We start from the raw sequence: 19,492 nt of genomic DNA on the forward strand, positions 1-19,492 counted from the left end.
TAACGGCTCCAGGCACGGGCCAGCAAGAAGCGTTCCGTGCTGCTGAAAGGATTCTACCCTACACGAACTGCGCTGCGGCGTTCGCCGATGCCCAGGCCCACTGGAAGTTGAAACCGCCCAGGTGGCCGGTGACATCCAGCACTTCACCGATGAAGTACAAACCGGGGCTTTTCAGCGATTCCATGGTCTTGGACGACACCTCGCGGGTATCCACGCCGCCCAGGGTCACTTCGGCGGTGCGGTAGCCTTCGGTGCCGGCCGGCACAACTTGCCAGTTCGCCAGCGTTTCGGCGATTTGTGCCAGTTCTGCCGGGGTGTACTGCTTCATCGGTCTGGACTCGAACCACTGCTCGGCCAGCAGGTTGGCCAGCTTGCGGGTGAACACTTCGCCCAGCACGGTCTTCAGTTCTGCGTTGGCGCGTTCGGCCTGCATCTGTTGCAGCCAGGAAAGCGCATCGCGGTCGGGCAACAGGTTGATCTCGACTGTGTCACCGGCTTCCCAGAACGACGAGATCTGCAGGATCGCCGGGCCGCTCAGGCCGCGGTGCGTGAACAGCAGGTTTTCGCGGAAGCTGGTGCCATTGCAACTGGCAGTACAGTCCAGCGAGGTGCCGGACAACTCGGTGCACATCGCCTTGAGTTGGGGCTCGGTGATGGTGAATGGCACGAGCCCGGCGCGGGTTGGCAGCAAGGTGTGGCCGAACTGACGGGCTACCTGGTAGCCAAAACCGGTGGCGCCCAGGGTCGGGATCGACAGGCCGCCGGTGGCGATGACCAGCGACTGGCAGGCGAACTGGCCGCTGCTGGTCTGCAACAGGTAGCCGCTTTCGGTCTTCTCGATCTGTTCGATGCTGGTGTGCATGCGGATTTCGGCACCGGCCTCGTCACACTCGGCCAGCAGCATGTCGAGGATGTCACTGGCCTTGTTGTCGCAGAACAGCTGGCCGAGCTTCTTCTCGTGGTAAGCCACGCCGTGCTTGCACACCAGTTCGATGAAGTCCCACTGGGTGTAGCGGGCCAGGGCCGACTTGCAGAAGTGCGCATTGTGCGAGAGGAAGTTGGCCGGCTCAGTGTACAGGTTGGTGAAGTTGCAGCGCCCGCCGCCGGACATGAGGATCTTCTTGCCTGGCTTGTTGGCGTGGTCGAGCAGCAGCACCCGGCGGCCACGACGGGCGCTGAGCTGGGCGCACATCAGGCCGGCGGCGCCGGCGCCAAGGATGATCACGTCGGTGGAGTGCACGGTATGAACCTTCAGATTTGAAATGCTGAACCCTGTGGGGGCGGGTTCACCCGCGAATGCGATGGTGCATTCACTGCCGCATTCGCGGGTAAACCCGCTCCTACAAGGGATTTGCCTGGCTTTAGATAATGCGGACTTTCAGGGCGCGGCCCTTGATCTTGCCGCTGTTCAGCCGCTGCATGGCCTGCTTGGCCAGCGCCCGCTCCACGGCCACAAACGCCTGGAAGTCGAAGATGGCAATCTTGCCCACCTGCTTGCCCGGGATGCCGGCATCACCGGTCAAGGCCCCCAGGATGTCGCCAGGGCGCAGCTTGTCCTTGCGGCCAGCGGCAATGCACAGTGTGGTCATCACCGGCAGCAGGGGCTCGCCGCCCTTGTTTTTCAGGCTGTCCAGCTGGTCCCAGCGCAGCGGGCTCTTCTGCAGCGCTTCGATGGCCTGGGCGCGGTGGCCTTCGGCCGGTGCCACCAGGCTGACCGCAACGCCTTTCTCGCCGGCGCGGCCGGTACGGCCCACGCGGTGCACGTGGATTTCCGCATCACGTGCCAGCTCCACGTTGATGACCATGTCCAGGCCATCGATGTCCAGGCCGCGGGCGGCCACGTCGGTAGCCACCAGCACCGAGCTGCTGCGGTTGGCGAACATGGTCAGCACTTGGTCACGGTCGCGCTGCTCCAGGTCGCCGTGCAGGGCCTGGGCGACGATGCCCTTGGCGGTCAGGTGGGCAACCACGTCCTCGCATTGCTGCTTGGTGAAACAGAACGCTACGCACGACTGCGGGCGGTAGTGGCCGAGCACGCGGGTGACAGCCTCCAGACGTTGCTGCGGGTCAATTTCGATGAAACGCTGCTCGATCTGGTTGTCAGTGTGCAGGCTCTCGACCTTGACCTGCTGCGGGTTGCGCATGAAATCGGCGGCCAGTTGCTTGATGCCGGCCGGGTAGGTGGCCGAGAACAGCAGGGTCTGGCGGCGCGACGGGGTCTTGCCGATGATGCTGGCGATGGCGTCGAAGAAGCCCATGTCGAGCATGCGGTCGGCTTCGTCCAGTACCAGGGTGTTCAACCCGTCCAGTACAAGGGTGCCTTTGTCCAGGTGCTGCTGGATGCGCCCTGGGGTGCCGACGATGATGTGCGCGCCGTGCTCCAGCGAAGCGATCTGTGGGCCCAGCGAAACGCCGCCGCACAGGGTCAGGATCTTGATGTTGTCCTCGGCACGGGCCAGGCGACGCAGCTCCTTGGCCACCTGGTCGGCGAGCTCGCGGGTAGGGCAGAGCACCAACGCCTGGCAGCCGAAGTAGCGCGGGTTGATCGGGTTTAGCAGGCCGATGCCGAAGGCGGCGGTCTTGCCGCTACCGGTCTTGGCCTGGGCGATCAGGTCCTGGCCTTTGAGGATGACAGGCAGGCTCTGGGCCTGGATAGGCGTCATCGACGCATAGCCGAGGGCGTCCAGGTTGGCCAGCATGGCAGTGGACAGCGGCAAGGTGGCAAAGGCGGTGGATTCGGTGGTCACGAGGCGGGCCTGCGTTGCGAAGCGAAAAATGCCGCACAGTCTACCAGCCTCGTGGCCATTCGCCCTACGACTCCATGTGTTGTTCCGGACGACGGGCACGCCTTCCGTCCGTCGGCGCCAGTTGCAGGAAGATCGCCGCCGCCAGCATGGCCATTACGCCGATGGTGACGAAGGTCAGCTGGAACGCGCCCAGGGTGGTTTCCACGCCCTCGGCGCTGCCTGCCGCAGTAAAGCCGCCCAACAGTGCGCCGGCGCAAGCCACGCCCAGGCTCAGCGAGAGTTGCGCAACCACCGACAACAGGCTGTTACCGCTGCTGGCGCTGGCATCGTCGAGATCGATGAGCGTCACTGTGTTCATCGCCGTGAACTGCATGGAGTTCACGGCACCCAGAAGGCCAAGTTGCACCAACAGCAGCCAATAGGGCGTCTGCTCGTCCACCAGGCCCAGGCTTGCCAGCAGGATGCCTAGCAGCAAGGTATTACCGGTGAGAATGATGCGATACCCGAACCGTTCGATCAGCGGTCGGGCAATGGACTTGGCCAGCATGGCCGCCACCGCCAGCGGGATCATGCTCATGCCTGCCTGGGCGGGTGAGTAGCCCAGCGCGACCTGCAGCAGCAACGGCACCAGGAAGGGCAGAGCGCCGCTGCCCAGGCGGGCGAACAGGTTGCCGAGGATGCCGATGGCGAAGGTACGCACGCGGAACAGGCTGGGCGAGAACAGCGGCTCCGGGTCGCGCCCGGCTCGCAGCCAGTACGCGGCCAGGCAGGCCATGCCGGCGAACAGCAGCAACATTACCCGCAAGTGCGGCAGGTGCAGCTCGCCCAGGCCTTCCATGGCAATGGTGATCAGTACCATCGCTGCGCCGAACAGCAGGAAACCAGGGCCGTCGAAGGTGGTGCGCTCGGCGCCGCGCAAGTCCGGGATGAACTTCCACACTGCAATGCAGCCAAGCAGGCCGACTGGCAGGTTGAGCAGGAAGATCCAGTGCCAGCTGAGGATTTCCACCAGCCAGCCACCGACCGTTGGCCCCAGCAATGGCCCGAGCAGACCGGGGATGGTGATGAAACTCATGATCCGCACCAGCTCGCTGCGTGGGTAGGCGCGCAGCACCACCAGCCGCCCGACCGGCAGCATCAGCGCACCACCCAGGCCCTGCACTACGCGGGCGAAGATCAGGAAGCCAAGGCTGTTGGCTGCGGCGCACAGCAGCGAGCCAAAGCTGAACAGCAAGATGGCGCTGAAGAAGATGCGCTTGGTACCGAAACGGTCGGCGATCCAGCCTGAGGCAGGGATCAGCAGGGCTACGGTGAGCATGTAGGCAATGATCACACCCTGCATGCGCAAAGGGTCTTCGGCCAACGAGCGGGCCATGGCCGGCAGCGCAGTGTTGAGGATGGTGCCGTCCAGGGACTGCATGAAGAAAGCGATGGCCACCACCCAAGGGATCCAGCGGGCGGTGACGGGGTCCAGCGGGGTGCGTTCGGGCATGACGTCCTCGTTTGTCAGTGCCGGCCCTTTCGCGGCTAAAGCCGCTACAAGGTTTACGCGTTCCTTGTAGGAGCGGCTTTAGCCGCGAAAGGGCCGGCAAGTCCAGTCACAATGTCAGGGTCAGGCCTTTGACCAGTGCCCCGGGCAAATGACTCGACCCGGTACTGCGCTGTCCATAAGTACTGGTCGACAGAATCATCTCGCGCTCCTGGGTCAGGTCCTCCAACTGGCTACCCAGCAAGCTGTACAGGCTGTCATCGAAGCGCATGGTGCTCACCGGCCCCTGGATCTGCCCGTCTTCTACCCAGAAAGTGGCGAAGCGGGTCAGCCCGGTCATGCGCGCCGCTGGCAGGTCCGAGTAGTTCAGGTACCACAGGTTGCTGATGTACAGCCCGGTGCCTAGACGCTCAAGGATCTGCGCACTGGCCAGATTGCCCGGCGCCAGGCTGAGCGCACAGGGCGATTCGTAGCCGTCGGCGCCATTGGCCTGCAGCTCGAACTCGGCCGCGCTGCGCGCACTGATCAACCGCTGCCGGGCTTCACCTTGCTGGATCAGCGGCACATCCAGGCGCGGTGCACCTTCATCGGAAAATGCCGGGCTAAGCGAGCCGCTGACCTGCTCGGTAAAACTCACCAGCGGGCTAAGCCGAGCATCGCCATTGTACAGGCGCTGCAGGGCACTGTTTCCAGTGGCCAGGGCTTGCGCGGAAAAGCCGCCCCAGCACAGCATGCCGGCGATTTCGTCCATGGCCGCGGGTGCCAGGTAGGCACGGTAGGTGCCGGGCTTGAGGGTAACTGCCGGGCGATCGAGGAAGCCCAACTGCTCTCGTGCTTGGCGCAGGCGTGCGGTGAAGTCGTCGGCACTCCAGACCTGGCCGGCATAGTTGGCCTTCACCGCCTGGCCATTATCGTGGAACAGGCTCCAGTCGACGTTGAAACTGTTGGCCTGGTGCCAGCCGAAGGCGCCGAACGAGCTGGCGAAGCCACGGCAGACCGGGCCGGCGGCATAAATGCCGACCAGGTCCAGGTCGCCTGCTTCACGCTCGAGCAGGGGCAGAACTTCGTTCAGTGCGGGCAGGGGGTGTTCCTGCAGGCTATGGCTGTGCCAGGCATTTTCGTCCAGGCGCAGGTAAGGGTCGAGGGCAAGCAGCGGCAAGGTCTGGCGCAACTGCTCGAGCGCAACGTTCAGACGCTGGCGATCCAGTTGTGCGTCGCCACTCAAGGTCACCTGTTGTTCCGCCTGGCGCCCATCGCGCACCAGTCGCAGTTGCGCACAGGCCTGGCTGACTTCGCCGGCCTGGCGCACCTTGGCATGGTTGAAACGCACGAACTGCGATTGCTCGGCACTGTAGCCGAGGGTGAACTGCTCGCCAGCCTGAAGGGCGGCGTGCACGTCCCCTACCAGGTTTTCGAAAGCGTGCTTCATCAGGCGTCTCCTCCGAATACATCGATCTGGCGGAACACGCAGGCCGGTGAGGCGTGGCCCACGCGCACCACCTGGTTGGGTTCGCCCTTGCCGCAGTTGGGCGTGCCCAGCACCTGGAAGGTACTGCGGTCGCCGACCGCCGACAGGTTGCGCCAGAACTGCGCGGAGATACCACGGTAGTTGGGGTTCTTGACGATGCCCTTGAGCTGGCCGTTCTCGATCAACTGGCCCCATTCGCAGCCGAACTGGAACTTGTTGCGCGCATCGTCGATGGACCAGGAACGGTTGGTACGCATCAGGATGCCATGTTCTATGCCCGCGATCAGCTGGTCGAGGGACTGGTCGCCCGGCTCGATGTTGAGGTTGGCCATGCGGTCGATCGGTGCCCGGTTCCAGCCGCAGGCGCGGCTGTTGGCCACGCCGTCCAGGCCAGAACGGAACTGAGACAGCGCGCCACCCAGCGGGCGCAGCAGCAGACCGTCGCGTATCAGGAACGCTTTGCTGGCCGGGGTGCCGTCGTCGTCATGACTGTAGCTGGCCAGCTCTTCGCCAATGGTCGGGTCGAAGGTCACGTTCAGCAAGCTGGAGCCGTACTGCAGATGGCCGAAGTCGCTGGCTTTGACAAAACTGGTGCCGGCGTAGTTGCGCTCGTCGCCGAGAATGCGGTCCATCTCCAGCGGGTGGCCGATGGATTCGTGAATCTGCAGCATCATCTGGTCCGGCATCAATAGCAGGTCGCGCGGGCCGCTGGGGGTGTTCGGTGCCAGCAGCAGTTGCAGCGCTTCATCGGCCACCCTGCTGGCCGCGCCGATCAGCCCACAGCGCTCGATGATCTCGAAACCACCCTGCTGGCCGAAGTTGTCGCGGCCCAGGCTGCGGCTCTGGCTGTCCTGGCCATCGCTGGCCGTTACGCCAAGGCCCGGGAACAGGAAGCGCTGGGCATGGCGCAGCTCGGCGCCGGCCGAGTTGAGGTAGGTTTGCTCGACCAGGCTCAGCCCCAGGCTGGCCTGCCAGTCCACCAGGCGGCTGTCCCTGGGCACGCTGGCCGATTCGGCGGCGAGCAGGCCAAGGCAGTCGGCGAGGCTGGGCAAGGGTTGGTCGAAGTTGGGCGAAACATGGTCGTGGCGTGCGCTGGTCACCGGTTGTTCGCGCAGGTCCAGCAGGCTGTGCCGGCCGATCTGCTGCGCCAGCGCCTCGGCTTGCTCAAGGGCGCGCTGCAGGCCAGCCTGGGACAGGTCGGCGGTGGCAGCATAGGCCTCCACGCCATTGACCCGCACGGTGAGCATGGCGCCCTCATCCTGGCTGAAGAAGGGTGGTTCGGCGACGTTGCGGCGAACCGAAAGCGCCTGGTGTGACTGTTTTACATGGCGCAGGGAAAACAACTCGGCCGTACTGCGCAGCGCGGCAAAGCGCTGGCGCAGCAGGGCGCTGGAATCGAACATGCGGATGCCTCCGTGTACACGGTGGCTCCCCCTAGAACCACCCGTCTTGCATGCCGAGGCAGGTATCGTCGTGTGCCTCGAGCAATGCCAGGTCATTATGGCAGCCCGGTACTTCCCAGGTCAGGAAATAACGTGCGGCTTGCAGCTTGCCAAGGTAGAAGTCGCGATCAGCAGCGGTTCCCTTGAGCAGGCCAAGCTCGGCGTGAACCGCCTGCTCCAGCCAGCGCCAGCCGATCACGCAGTGGCCGAAGGCCTTGAGGTACAAGGCAGAGTTGGCCAGGGCGCCAGCGACTTTGCCTTGGGCCAGGTCGCCGAGCAGGGCCAGGGTGACGCCTTGCAGGCGGTTGACCAACTGCTCCAGCGGCTGGCGCAGCAGGTCCAGGTTGGGGTGATGGCTGGCGCGCTCGCCGGTGGCGGCGATCAGGCGGATCAGTTGCTTGAGGCCGGCACCATTGTGCTGTGCCAGCTTGCGGCCGAGCAAATCGAGCGACTGGATACCCTCGGTACCTTCGTGGATCGGGTTCAGGCGGTTGTCGCGGTAGTACTGCTCAACCGGGTATTCGCGGGTGTAGCCATGGCCGCCAAGAATCTGGATCGCCAGTTCGTTGGCCTTGAGGCAGAACGCCGAGGGCCAGGATTTGACGATCGGGGTCAGTAGGTCGAGCAGGTCTTGCGCCAGTTTGCGGGCGTTTTCGTCCGCGGCCGTATGGGTGTCGTCGAACAGGCGCGCGGCGTACAGGCCAAGGTCAAAGGCGCCTTCGACGTAAGCTTTCTGGGCCAGCAGCATACGTTTCACATCCGTGTGCTCGATGATCGGTACCGCCGGGCTGTGTGGGTCCTTGTTGTCCGGCAGCCGGCCCTGCGGCCGCTGGCGAGCGTATTCCAGGGAGTAGAGGTAGCCGGCGTAACCCAGCATCACCGCGCCCATGCCTACGCCTATCCGCGCCTCGTTCATCATCTGGAACATGCAGGCCAGGCCTTGGTGTGGCTGGCCGACCAGATAGCCGACGCACTGGCCATTGTCGCCGAAGTTCAGCGCGGTCGAGGTGGTGCCGCGCCAGCCCATCTTGTGGAACAGTCCGGCCAGCAGCACATCGTTGCGCGGGCCGCGGCTGCCGTCCGGGTTGACGTGGTACTTGGGCACGATGAACAGCGAGATGCCCTTAACGCCGGGCGGGGCGTCCGGAAGCTTGGCCAGCACCATGTGCACGATGTTTTCCGACAGTTCGTGGTCGCCGCCGGAAATGAAGATCTTGTTGCCTTTGAGCCGGTAGCTGCCGTCGCCTGCTGGTTCGGCGCGGGTGCGGATGTCGGCCAGCGAAGAGCCGGCGTGGGGTTCGGTCAGCGCCATGGTGCCGAAGTAGCGGCCCTCGATCATCGGTTGCAGGAACAGGCGCTTCTGCTCTTCAGTGCCGAAGCTCTCGATCAGGTTGGCCGCGCCCATGGTCAGGAATGGGTAGGCCGTGGTGCCCGCGTTGGCGGCCTGGAAGTGGGCGAAGCAGGCTTGCGAGATCAGGCTGGGCAGTTGCATGCCACCCACTTCGAAATCACGGTTGGCATTGAGGAAGCCGGCTTCGAGGAAGGCATCGACGGCGGGCTTCACCTCGGGAATCAGCTCGGCGCGGCCGTCCACATAGCGTGGTTCGTTTTCGTCGGCCTTGCGGTTGTGCGGGGCGAAATACTTTTCGGCGATGGTACGCGCGGTGGTCAGCGCCGCATCGAAGGTTTCACGGCTGTGCTCGGCGAAGCGTGGGCGCTGAGTGAGGGCTTCGGCGTCGAGGACTTCGTAGAGCGCGAAGGCGAGGTTGCGGGGGCTGAGCAAGGTCTCGGGCATGGTGGCGGTCCTGAGGCGGGATGCTGCGAGTGTAGGAGTGTGTTAGGACTGGGGACAGGTTAATAGGTTTGCGTGATATGGGTTGAGAACGCCGGGAAACCTGCCGTTTTTTGGTGAAACCAACGCCAGATCAGGTCGTGTAATGCCTATCCGGGACAATACAGAGACGTTTCCCACGAGCCAGATCGTAATTGGACTGCTGCGGATCGTATGTCAGTTGGCCTTGAATGTGCGTTTTGGTGTTCACAAGGAAACGTTTCAGATGAGTGATGCCCACAACGCTGACTTGGCTGAGGCCAACGGCAATCAGGTTCCCTTCTTCGTAGTCTCACCCATGAAATTTGGCGTAATGACTTTCTTTACCTTGGGCTTCTACTGGGTTTATTGCTTCTATCAAAGTTGGAGTCTGCATAGAGAGAAAACGGGAGAGCGCGTAAGTCCGTTCTGGCGAAGTGCTTTTGCAGTGTTCTTCATCTATCCATTATTGAGAAGGGCAAATAACCATATTCGCGACTCAGGTAAAACCTATCCGTGGTCCATCCTGGGGCTCACTCTGGGCTATTACGTTTTTTGCGTTATCTGGGTGGTTGCTAGCGTCGTGTTGGAAGGCCGGTTGTGGCCAGCCTATTTTGCGGGCTTAGTCATTCAGGCCGCTTGGCTGATCATTCTGGTGTCCATGCAGAAGGGCATCAATTTCTGTGCGGGTGACAAAGAAGGGAAGGCCAACAGCCGGTTCACGCTGGCCAATTGGCTTTGGATGCTGCTGGGTATTGCGCTTATGGCAGCGCAGCTGTTTGCTTTGATTGTGCTTTCACGAATGGTTTGAGCAATTTTGGCCGGAGCTCTGTATGAGTGGAGCTCCGTACAGTCCCCGATCCGCCCCGCGCTTCCACTTTCCGTGAAGACAATTCGATGCTGGGGTAGAAGCCTGCTGCAAAGTTTTTTGATATGTCTGGACTGGCCCTTTCGCGGGTAAACCCGCTCCTACAGCGGCCTGTGTCCAACCCCCGGTGTGTGTCCACCGCCGTGGTAGGAGCGGGTTTACCCGCGAATACGGTGGTGGTGGCAACGGTGAACGGCGGGTGGAGATTGGCCAGCAGGGCCGGCCCTTTCGCGGGTGAACCCGCTCCTACGACGGCCTGTGTCCAGCCACCGACCTGTGTCCGCCACCGATCCGGTGTAGGAGCGGGTTTACCCGCGAATACGGTGGTGGTGGCAACGGTGAGCGGCAGGTGGAGATTGGCCAGCAGCCCCGGCCCTTTCGCGGGTGAACCCGCTCCTACGACGGCCTGTGTCCAGCCACCGACCTGTGTCCGCCACCGATCCGGTGTAGGAGCGGGTTTACCCGCGAATACGGTGACGGCTGCGACGTTGAATGGCTGGGGATATTGGCCAGCAGGTCCGGCCCTTTCGCGGGTAAACCCGCTCCTACGACGACCTGTTTCCAGCCCCCGACCTGTGTCCGCCACCGATCCGGTGTAGGAGCGGGTTTACCCGCGAATACGGTGGTGGCGGCAACGGTGAACGGCGGGTGGAGATTGGCCAGCAGGGCCGGCCCTTTCGCGGGTGAACCCGCTCCTACGACGGCCTGTTTCCAGCCACCGACCTGTGTCCGCCACCGATCCGGTGTAGGAGCGGGTTTACCCGCGAATACGGTAGCGGCGGCAGCGTTGAACGGCGGGTGGAAATTGGCCAGCAGGGCCGGCCCTTTCGCGGGTGAACCCGCTCCTACGACGGCCTGTTTCCAGCCACCGACCTGTGTCCGCCACCGATCCGGTGTAGGAGCGGGTTTACCCGCGAATACGGTGACGGCTGCGACGTTGAATGGCTGGGGATATTGGCCAGCAGGGCCGGCCCTTTCGCGGGTGAACCCGCTCCTACGACGGCCTGTTTCCAGCCACCGACCTGTGTTCGCCACCAATCCGGTGTAGGAGCGGGTTTACCCGCGAATACGGTAGCGGCGGCAACGGTGAACGGCGGGTGGAGATTGGCCAGCAGGGCCGGCCCTTTCGCGGGTGAACCCGCTCCTACGACGGCCTGTTTCCAGCCACCGACCTGTGTCCGCCACCGATCCGGTGTAGGAGCGGGTTTACCCGCGAATACGGTGGTGGTGGCAACGGTGAACGGCAGGTGGAGATTGGCCAGCAGCCCCGGCCCTTTCGCGGGTGAACCCGCTCCTACGACGGCCTGTGTCCAGCCCCTGCTTCGGGACAGCACCCATAAAAAAAGGAGAGCCGAGGCTTAATGCCAGTCAGTTAAGCTGACTGGCATTTTTCATTTTCGGGTGGGGTACTTCGCTGGACGTTGCTTCACCGTTCGCGGAAACCATCGGTCAGGCCGTCGATGTGGCAAAACATATTGTGCCGCCGAAGCCTGCAGATCCGACAAAAATCCCGGCAAATTCCCGGGGTGGTTCAAGGATGTGCCATGCAGCAAGCCCAGTATTGCCCAGCTACAGGCAGTAAAACTCATCTCGCATGGGTACACACCGGGGCACTGTCGAGACATCTGCACCATCTGATAACGCAACAGGTTGTAGCCCAGCAGTACGCCCCATAGCTCTTGTGCAATCATCTCCGGCGTCTTGCTTCTCAGCGTATATTCACCGCCTAAAAGCCCTTGCTTGATCTCTCGGTATCCCAGTTCGATTTCCCAGCGCTGACTGTAAAGGTCGACGATCTCATCACCTGGGAAACGCAGCGGATCGACCATTGAGGTCAGTACATTCACCACCTTGCCTTTGATCGTCTTGCTTAACAGCCGCGCTCGAATCTCCAGCGGCAGGCCGGGCCATTGCTTACGGGCTTGCGGCGAGGTGCGCAGAACGACCACGGCATCATTGCGCCCAAGCTTGTGCTCGACCTCGTACTGGGTACCCTTCTTCAAAGGAATAAGCCAATGACGCTGCTCGCCTTGTGATTGCCAGTGATGCAGCAAACCCAACGAGTAGAAACCTTTATCGAACAGGGTCAGCGAGTGATCAGGCGTGGTAGCACTCAGCTGTTCGGCCAGCTTCATTTCGCTACTGTGATAGCTCTCGAAAGTACTGCTTATCAGCAGATGGCTAGTCAGTTCCATCTGGCAGACCATTCGGACTTGAGGGTAGCTGCCATCGCCATGCTGGTTGGTCGCGCCGCCGTAGCACGCCCGGTTTTCTGTGGTGTCGGGGGTATTCCAGACCACGCCATCCACGCCCAAAAGCGTTAACCCCAACCATTGCGGGTGTTGAACTTCTGCATGCCATCGTTGCTGGGTGAGCGAGAACACCTCGCGAACAGCTTCGCTACCCAGTCGTTGCCGTCCCTGAACAACAGCGCTGGGCGCCACCAGAGGTCGCTTGCCCGGCAGCAAGATGTCCATGTGATTCACGACATCCCAGACCGACATCCGGCGGAACAACGCCATGCCGATGATGCACCAGACCAGGCTTTCCAACGGCAGCCGGCGCTTGCGTATAGTCGAGACGCCTGCCGTTTCGAAGGCCTGTTTCACAATGTCTGGATCAAGCAACGCTCCAAGCCCTTCGAGGGCATGTGGCCGCGATGCCATTTCATGAGTGAGGGACAGGGCTTTTGACAGGCGCATAAAAAATCCGATGCTCGTTTCCAAGCATCGGATTTTGCGGCCTATGGGCTAAAGGTCAATGCGTCAGTCTTAACTGACTGGCATTAAGCCGAGGCTCTCCTTTTTTTCAACAACCCTCAGCCATTAGCCAATGGTCATCAGGCTGGCGTTACCGCCTGCCGCTGCAGTGTTCACACTCACCGCGCGCTCGATGACCAGGCGTTCCAGCGCAATCTGGTGATCACCGCTGGACAGCCCGTGCACCCCAACGATCGCCCCGGCACGCTTGGCTACCTGCTGGCATACGCCGCGCAGCTGGTCCGAGTCGCCATGGTGGATCACGGCGTCGAACGCCACTTCATCCTTGTTCCAGTCCGCGACCAGCTTCACCTTGGCCTGCAGCTCACGCGGCAGGCGGGCGCGCAGGGCCTTGCCCGGTTCACCGTCAACCCACACCGCCGAGCTGCCAACGGCCAGGACTGCGGCGAACTGCGCCAGCAGGTCGGTTTCGTTGTCGGCCAGGCACAGTACGTGCTCACGCGGCAGGATGGTGTAGCTGTTGCGCTCGCCGGTCGGGCCTGGCAGCAGGCGGGCGATGCCGCTCTGCGACTGGCTGGCGAACTGGCTGCACAGCGCGGCCAGGTCGGCCAGCTGGTTGTTCTCGGCCCAAGCCTTCAGGCCGTGCAGCGGCTTTACCAGCTGTTCGTGCAGGGTGCGGTCCGGCGTGCCTTCGCCGTCCTGCTGCTGGAAGTGGCGGCCAATGGCGTCGGCCGGGCGGGTCGACAGCAGGCGGTAAAGGTACAGCGGGCCGCCGGCTTTCGGGCCGGTGCCAGACAGGCCTTCACCACCGAACGGCTGCACGCCCACCACGGCACCCACAATGTTGCGGTTGACGTACATGTTGCCGGCATTGGCGGTTTCGACCACTTTGGCAATGGTCTCGTCGATGCGGGTGTGCACGCCCAAGGTCAGGCCGTAGCCGGAGTTGTTGATCTGCTCGATCAGTTGGTCCAGATTGCGGCGGTTGTAGCGCACAACGTGCAGTACGGGGCCGAAAATTTCGCGCTTCAGCTCGTCGAAGCTGTCCAGCTCGATCAGGGTTGGCATGACGAAGGTGCCGCGCTTGATCTCGGCAGCATCGGCAATGGCGACTTGGTAGACCGAGCGGCCTTTCTCGCGCATGCCCTGAATGTGCTTCTCGATGCCGGCCTTGGCTTCGGCGTCGATCACCGGGCCGATGTCCACGGCCAGGCGGTCTGGGCAGCCCAGGCGGCTTTCAGCCATGGCGCCCTTGAGCATTTCGATTACGCGGTCGGCGGAGTCTTCCTGCAGGCACAGCACGCGCAGGGCCGAGCAACGCTGGCCGGCACTGTCGAAGGCCGAGGACACCACGTCGATCACGACCTGTTCGGTCAGTGCCGAGGAGTCGACGATCATCGCGTTCTGACCGCCGGTTTCGGCGATCAGCGGGATCGGGCGGCCCTGGTTGTCCAGGCGGCCAGCGACGTTGCGCTGCAGCAGGCGGGCTACTTCGGTGGAGCCGGTGAACATCACGCCTTTGACGCGCTCGTCTCCGACCAGGCCGGCACCGACGGTTTCACCGCGGCCTGGCAGCAGCTGCAACACACCTTCGGGGATGCCCGCTTCCAGCAGCAGGCGCACGGCCTGGGCGGCGATCAGCGGGGTTTGCTCGGCAGGCTTGGCCAATACCGGGTTGCCGGCAGCCAGGGCTGCGGCCACCTGGCCGGTGAAGATCGCCAGCGGGAAGTTCCATGGGCTGATGCACACCACCGGACCCAGTGGGCGGTGGGCGTCGTTGCTGAAGTCGTTACGTGCCTGCACCGCGTAGTAGCGCAGGAAGTCCACGGCTTCACGCACTTCGGCGATGGCGTTGGCGAAAGTCTTGCCGGCCTCGCGGATGAGCAGCCCCATCAGCGGCTGGATTTCTGCCTCCATCAGGTCGGCGGTGCGTTCCAGAATGGCAGCGCGCTCGGCTGGCGGAGTGGCCTGCCAGATCGGCGCGGCGTTCAGTGCGCACTGGATGGCGTTGTCCACGTCAACAACAGTGGCTTCTTGCACGTGGCCCACCACATCGCGGTGGTCCGCCGGGTTCAGTACCGGTGCGGCAGCGCTCTCGCTGGCGGTGCAGGCCAGCAGCGGGGTAGCCTTCCAGTCGTTGTGAGCGGTGGCCAGCATGGCGCAGGACAGCGATGCCAGGCGGTGTTCGTTGGCCATGTCGATGCCGGCCGAGTTGGCCCGTTCAGTGCCATACAGATCGCGCGGCAGCGGGATACGCGGGTGTGGCAGGCCGATACTGCCTTCCTGAGTACCCATGCGCTCGATGCTGACCACCGGGTCGGCGACCAGTTCCTGGATGGAGATCGAGTGGTCGGCGATGCGGTTGACGAACGAGGTGTTGGCGCCGTTTTCCAGCAAACGGCGCACCAGGTAGGCCAGCAGCGTTTCATGGGTGCCGACCGGTGCGTACACGCGGCACGGGCGGTTCAGCTTGCCATCGGCAATCTTGCCGACCACTTGCTCGTACAGCGGCTCGCCCATGCCGTGCAGGCACTGGAACTCGTATTGACCCGGGTAGTAGTTCTGCCCGGCAATGTGGTAAATGGCCGACAGGGTGTGAGCGTTGTGGGTGGCGAACTGCGGGTAGATGGCTTCTGGCACGGCCAGCAACTTGCGGGCGCAGGCCACGTAGGACACGTCGGTGTACACCTTGCGGGTATAGACCGGGTAGCCTTCCAGGCCTTCGACCTGGGCACGCTTGACCTCGCTGTCCCAGTAGGCGCCTTTTACCAGGCGGATCATCAGGCGGTGGCGGCTGCGCTTGGCCAGATCGATGACATAGTCGATCACGTACGGGCAGCGCTTCTGGTAGGCCTGGATAACGAAACCGATGCCGTTCCAGCCAGCCAGGGATGGCTCGAAGCACAGGCGCTCGAGCAGGTCCAGCGAAAGCTCCAGGCGGTCGGCTTCTTCGGCGTCGATGTTCAGGCCGATGTCGTACTGCTTGGCCAGCAGCGTCAGCGACAGCAGGCGCGGGTACAGCTCTTCCATCACGCGCTCGTACTGGGCGCGGCTGTAGCGCGGGTGCAGTGCCGACAGCTTGATCGAGATGCCTGGGCCTTCGTAGATGCCACGGCCATGCGAGGCCTTGCCAATCGAGTGAATGGCCTGCTCGTAGGACGCCAGGTACTTCTGCGCGTCCTGCTCGGTCAGCGCGGCTTCGCCGAGCATGTCGTAGGAGTAGCGGAAGCCTTTGGACTCGAAGCGGCTGGCGTTGGCCAGTGCTTCGGCAATGGTCTCGCCGGTGACGAACTGCTCACCCATCAGGCGCATGGCCATGTCGACGCCCTTGCGGATCATCGGCTCGCCGCTCTTGCCGATGATGCGAGTGAGCGAGGAGGTGAGGCCAGTTTCGTTGTGGGTGCTGACCAGCTTGCCGGTCAGCAGCAGCCCCCAGGTGGCGGCGTTGACGAACAGTGACGGGCTGTTGCCCAGGTGCGGCTGCCAGTTGCCGGTACTGATCTTGTCGCGGATCAGCGCATCGCGGGTGCCTTTGTCGGGGATGCGCAGCAAGGCTTCGGCCAGGCACATCAGCGCCACGCCTTCCTGAGACGAAAGGGAGAACTCCTGCAGCAGGCCCTGGACGACACCGGCACGGCCGCCGGCGCTTTTCTGATTGCGCAGTTTCTCGGCAATGCTTGCGGCCAGTTTGTTGGTGGCTTCGGCCAGCGGTGCGCTCAGGCGCGCCTGCTCCAGCAGCATTGGCACCACTTCCTGCTCGGGGCGGCGGTAGGCAGCGGTGATCGCCGAGCGCAGTACCGACTGCGGCAAGATGCTCTCGGCAAATTCGAGGAAGCACTGGTGGCTGTGGTCGGCCTGGACTTCACCGGCATCGTCGGCCGGGTTGCTGGCCTGACCGTTGAGTTCGGTCAGGGTGGCACCACCCTCGAGCTTCTCCAAGTAATTGAAGATCGCTTGCTTGATCAACCAGTGAGGCGTGCGGTCGATGGACTGCGCAGCTGCTTTGAGTCGCTCACGGGTCGGGTCGTCGAGTTTGACCCCAAGGGTGGTAGTCGCCATTTCTTATCCTCGTTATTGCCACGGTTGTGGCCTAAGCTGGCATCAAGAGTAGCTGTAGGACAATTCGGGTGCAACTAGGTGCAACCTGAATTTTTCTCGTAGAAGGTGCAACTCGTCCGATAGCCATTCCCTCACCCTGAAAAGGGGCGTTATCGGTGCGATTTATTCTGAAAAACCGGTTTTTTACTCCCAAAAGGAGCAAAAAATGGGCTTTGTCGGAAAATGCACGGGCAGGTGCAACTTGCAAAAGAAAAATGGTTGCACCTTCTTTGCGTTGTTGCATAGCATTCGCCGCCTGGGTGCAACCGCCATCGCTGCGGTTGTGCATGATAAAAACAAACGCCAGGGCACACGCATGGGCAATCCACTAACGATCACCTTCGTGATCTACATCGCAGCAATGGTGCTGATCGGCTTCGCCGCCTATCGCGCCACCAAGAACCTTTCCGATTACATTCTGGGCGGTCGCAGCCTGGGTAGCGTGGTCACCGCGCTGTCTGCCGGTGCCTCCGACATGAGTGGCTGGCTGCTGATGGGCCTGCCTGGTGCCATCTACTTCGCGGGCCTGTCCGAGGTCTGGATCGCCGTCGGCCTGACGGTTGGTGCCTACCTGAACTGGCTGTTCGTGGCCGGCCGGCTGCGTGTGCAGACCGAGCACAACGGTGACGCGCTGACCCTGCCGGACTATTTCTCCAGCCGTTTCGAAGACAATAGTGGCCTGCTGCGCATCATTTCCGCCATCGTGATCCTGGTGTTCTTCACCATCTATTGCGCCTCCGGCATCGTTGCCGGTGCCCGTCTGTTCGAGAGCACCTTCGGCATGTCGTACGAAACCGCGCTGTGGGCGGGTGCAGCGGCGACCATCGCCTACACATTCATCGGTGGTTTCCTGGCTGTGAGCTGGACCGATACCGTGCAGGCCACGCTGATGATCTTCGCGCTCATCCTCACCCCGGTGTTCGTGCTGATCGCCACCGGTGGCTTCGACCAGACCTTCGCCGCTATCGAGGCGGTGAACCCGGCACACTTCGACCTGCTCAAGGGCGCTACCTTCATCGGCATCATCTCGCTGATGGGCTGGGGCCTGGGTTACTTCGGGCAGCCGCATATCCTGGCGCGCTTCATGGCCGCTGATTCGGTGAAGTCGATCGCCAAGGCGCGCCGCATTTCCATGACCTGGATGATCCTGTGCCTGGCGGGTACCTGCGCCGTAGGCTTCTTCGGTATCGCCTACTTCTCGGCCCATCCTGAACTGGCAGGCCCGGTAAGCGAGAACCACGAACGTGTGTTCATCGAACTGGCCAAGATCCTGTTCAACCCATGGATCGCAGGTGTCCTGCTGTCGGCTATCCTGGCCGCGGTCATGAGTACCCTGAGCTGCCAGTTGCTGGTGTGCTCCAGTGCCTTGACCGAAGACTTCTACAAGGCCTTCCTGCGCAAGAATGCTTCGCAGGTCGAGCTGGTGTGGGTCGGCCGTCTGATGGTGTTGGCCGTGGCCCTGATCGCCATCGCCATGGCTGCCAATCCGGAAAACCGCGTACTGGGTCTGGTGGCCTATGCCTGGGCTGGCTTCGGTGCTGCCTTCGGTCCGGTTGTGCTGATCTCGGTGCTGTGGAAAGGCATGACCCGTAACGGTGCGCTGGCCGGTATCGTGGTGGGTGCGCTGACGGTGATCCTGTGGAAGAACTTCGACACCCTCGGGCTGTACGAGATCATCCCAGGCTTCCTGTTCGCCAGCATCGCCATTGTTCTGGTGAGCAAGCTGGGCAGCCCTTCGCAGGCGATGGTCAAGCGCTTCGAAGCTGCTGATGCGGCGTATCACGCCGACAAGTAACACCCGTTGAATTGGCGGCGCCTGCTTTGCGGGTGCCGCCAATCAGCAGCCAGGCCTGACTCCGCCTGCAAGGCAAGGTAAACTTGCCGCCTTCGCAGGAGTTGCCATGAACTATCGTCACGCCTTCCACGCCGGCAACCACGCCGACGTCCTCAAGCACATTGTGCTGACCCGCCTCATTGCCCTGATGTCGCGCAAGGAGCAGCCGTTCGCCTATATCGATACCCACGCAGGGCTCGGCCTGTACGACCTGCAGGGTGACCAGGCAAGCCGTACCGGCGAATGCCTGGAAGGCGTAGCCCGCCTGTGGAATCGCGATGACCTGCCGGCCATGGCCGACGACTACCTGCGCATCATCAAGCGCCTGAACGCCGATGGCGAGCTGCGCTACTACCCGGGTTCGCCCGAACTGGCCCGTCGCCTGATGCGCCAGCAGGACCGCGCCCTGCTCAACGAGAAACACCCCGAAGACGGGCCGCTCCTCAAAGAAAACATGAAAAAAGACCCGCGCGTGACCGTGCACCTGGGTGAAGGCTGGCATGTGCCGCGGGCCTTGCTGCCGGTGCAGGAAAAGCGCGCGATCATGCTGATCGACCCGCCGTTCGAGCAGGCCGATGAGCTCAAGCGCTGCACCACTGCCATGAAAGAGGCGATTGGCCGCATGCGCCAGACGGTTGTGGCCATTTGGTACCCGATCAAGGACCAGCGTTCGCTGACCCGCTATTACCAGGACCTGACCAGCACCGGCGCGCCGAAGCTGCTGCGGGTCGAGCTGTATGTACACCACCAGGACAGCCCGCAGGGCCTGAATGGTTCGGGCCTGGCCATCGCCAACCCGCCGTGGGGGCTGGAGGATGAGCTCAAGGAGCTGTTGCCATGGCTGGCCAAAGAGCTGGCACAGACTGCTGGTAGCTACCGCATGGACTGGCTGATCGCCGAGTAGACCTGTAGGCGCGGGTTTACCCGCGAACGCCGGCGACGCCGGTGCCATCCACCGCGTTGCCTGCTTCGCGGGTGAACCCGCTCCTACAAGGGGGCGGTGTGCCCCCGATGTT

11 protein-coding genes are annotated in these 19,492 nt (G+C 62.8%); 3 read left to right on the forward strand and 8 right to left on the reverse strand.

The annotated features are described in order from the left end of the window. Positions 1-58 precede the first annotated feature (58 nt). From J3A98_RS26500 to J3A98_RS26525, 6 genes are all read right to left on the reverse strand, one after another. Positions 59-1,240 (reverse strand): NAD(P)/FAD-dependent oxidoreductase, encoded by a 1,182-nt coding sequence (locus tag J3A98_RS26500; protein ID WP_209969641.1) that lies wholly within the window; start codon positions 1,238-1,240, stop codon positions 59-61. Positions 1,241-1,361: 121 nt separating this feature from the next. After that, positions 1,362-2,699 (reverse strand): ATP-dependent RNA helicase DbpA, encoded by a 1,338-nt coding sequence (dbpA, locus tag J3A98_RS26505; protein ID WP_245355303.1) that lies wholly within the window; start codon positions 2,697-2,699, stop codon positions 1,362-1,364. A 112-nt stretch (positions 2,700-2,811) separates the two neighbouring features. Beyond that, positions 2,812-4,239: a multidrug transporter subunit MdtD gene (mdtD, locus tag J3A98_RS26510; protein WP_176683097.1), complete on the reverse strand. Its 1,428-nt coding sequence runs from the start codon at positions 4,237-4,239 to the stop codon at positions 2,812-2,814. A 106-nt stretch (positions 4,240-4,345) separates the two neighbouring features. Then, a complete protein-coding gene (locus J3A98_RS26515) occupies positions 4,346-5,665 on the reverse strand; it encodes a TldD/PmbA family protein (protein WP_176683098.1) in 1,320 nt (439 codons plus the stop codon). Continuing rightward, the gene (locus J3A98_RS26520) at positions 5,665-7,107 is read right to left on the reverse strand and encodes a TldD/PmbA family protein (protein WP_209969644.1); all 1,443 of its coding nucleotides are present in this window, start codon (positions 7,105-7,107) and stop codon (positions 5,665-5,667) included. The genes J3A98_RS26515 and J3A98_RS26520 overlap by 1 nt, the downstream gene beginning before the upstream one ends. A 31-nt stretch (positions 7,108-7,138) precedes the next feature. Then, positions 7,139-8,941 carry an acyl-CoA dehydrogenase gene (locus J3A98_RS26525; protein ID WP_209969648.1) on the reverse strand — a complete coding sequence of 601 codons (1,803 nt, stop codon included), beginning with the start codon at positions 8,939-8,941 and terminating at the stop codon, positions 7,139-7,141. A gap of 142 nt (positions 8,942-9,083) precedes the next feature. On the opposite strand from J3A98_RS26525, the gene J3A98_RS26530 reads away from it, so the two are divergent. After that, positions 9,084-9,767: a hypothetical protein gene (locus tag J3A98_RS26530; protein WP_209969652.1), complete on the forward strand. Its 684-nt coding sequence runs from the start codon at positions 9,084-9,086 to the stop codon at positions 9,765-9,767. 1,448 nt (positions 9,768-11,215) lie between these two features. Here the strand turns inward: J3A98_RS26530 and J3A98_RS26535 are convergent. Together J3A98_RS26535 and putA are read right to left on the reverse strand one after the other, a co-directional pair. Beyond that, positions 11,216-12,526: an IS4 family transposase gene (locus J3A98_RS26535; RefSeq protein ID WP_209969656.1), complete on the reverse strand. Its 1,311-nt coding sequence runs from the start codon at positions 12,524-12,526 to the stop codon at positions 11,216-11,218. Positions 12,527-12,649: 123 nt separating this feature from the next. After that, positions 12,650-16,603 (reverse strand): trifunctional transcriptional regulator/proline dehydrogenase/L-glutamate gamma-semialdehyde dehydrogenase, encoded by a 3,954-nt coding sequence (gene putA, locus J3A98_RS26540; protein WP_209969660.1) that lies wholly within the window; start codon positions 16,601-16,603, stop codon positions 12,650-12,652. 355 nt (positions 16,604-16,958) lie between these two features. Between putA and putP the strand changes: the two genes are divergently transcribed. After that, entirely contained in the window at positions 16,959-18,437 is a 1,479-nt protein-coding gene (putP, locus tag J3A98_RS26545; protein ID WP_176683103.1) for a sodium/proline symporter PutP, read from the forward strand. 106 nt (positions 18,438-18,543) lie between these two features. Then, a complete protein-coding gene (rlmJ, locus tag J3A98_RS26550; protein ID WP_209969664.1) occupies positions 18,544-19,380 on the forward strand; it encodes a 23S rRNA (adenine(2030)-N(6))-methyltransferase RlmJ in 837 nt (278 codons plus the stop codon). Positions 19,381-19,492 lie beyond the last annotated feature (112 nt).

Origin of the sequence: Pseudomonas sp. BP6 (assembly GCF_017875935.1) — a bacterium.
Taxonomy (GTDB): domain Bacteria; phylum Pseudomonadota; class Gammaproteobacteria; order Pseudomonadales; family Pseudomonadaceae; genus Aquipseudomonas; species Aquipseudomonas putida_Y.

Bases quoted from the DNA above. Each gene is read 5' to 3' on its own strand.
- dbpA (WP_245355303.1), bottom strand. From the start codon at position 2,699: ATGCTGGCCAACCTGGACGCCCTCGGCTATGCGTCGATGACGCCTATC.
- mdtD (WP_176683097.1), bottom strand. From the start codon at position 4,239: ATGCCCGAACGCACCCCGCTGGACCCCGTCACCGCCCGCTGGATCCCT.
- J3A98_RS26515 (WP_176683098.1), bottom strand. From the start codon at position 5,665: ATGAAGCACGCTTTCGAAAACCTGGTAGGGGACGTGCACGCCGCCCTT.
- J3A98_RS26520 (WP_209969644.1), bottom strand. From the start codon at position 7,107: ATGTTCGATTCCAGCGCCCTGCTGCGCCAGCGCTTTGCCGCGCTGCGC.
- J3A98_RS26525 (WP_209969648.1), bottom strand. From the start codon at position 8,941: ATGCCCGAGACCTTGCTCAGCCCCCGCAACCTCGCCTTCGCGCTCTAC.
- J3A98_RS26530 (WP_209969652.1), top strand. From the start codon at position 9,084: ATGCCTATCCGGGACAATACAGAGACGTTTCCCACGAGCCAGATCGTA.
- J3A98_RS26535 (WP_209969656.1), bottom strand. From the start codon at position 12,526: ATGCGCCTGTCAAAAGCCCTGTCCCTCACTCATGAAATGGCATCGCGG.
- putA (WP_209969660.1), bottom strand. From the start codon at position 16,603: ATGGCGACTACCACCCTTGGGGTCAAACTCGACGACCCGACCCGTGAG.
- putP (WP_176683103.1), top strand. From the start codon at position 16,959: ATGGGCAATCCACTAACGATCACCTTCGTGATCTACATCGCAGCAATG.
- rlmJ (WP_209969664.1), top strand. From the start codon at position 18,544: ATGAACTATCGTCACGCCTTCCACGCCGGCAACCACGCCGACGTCCTC.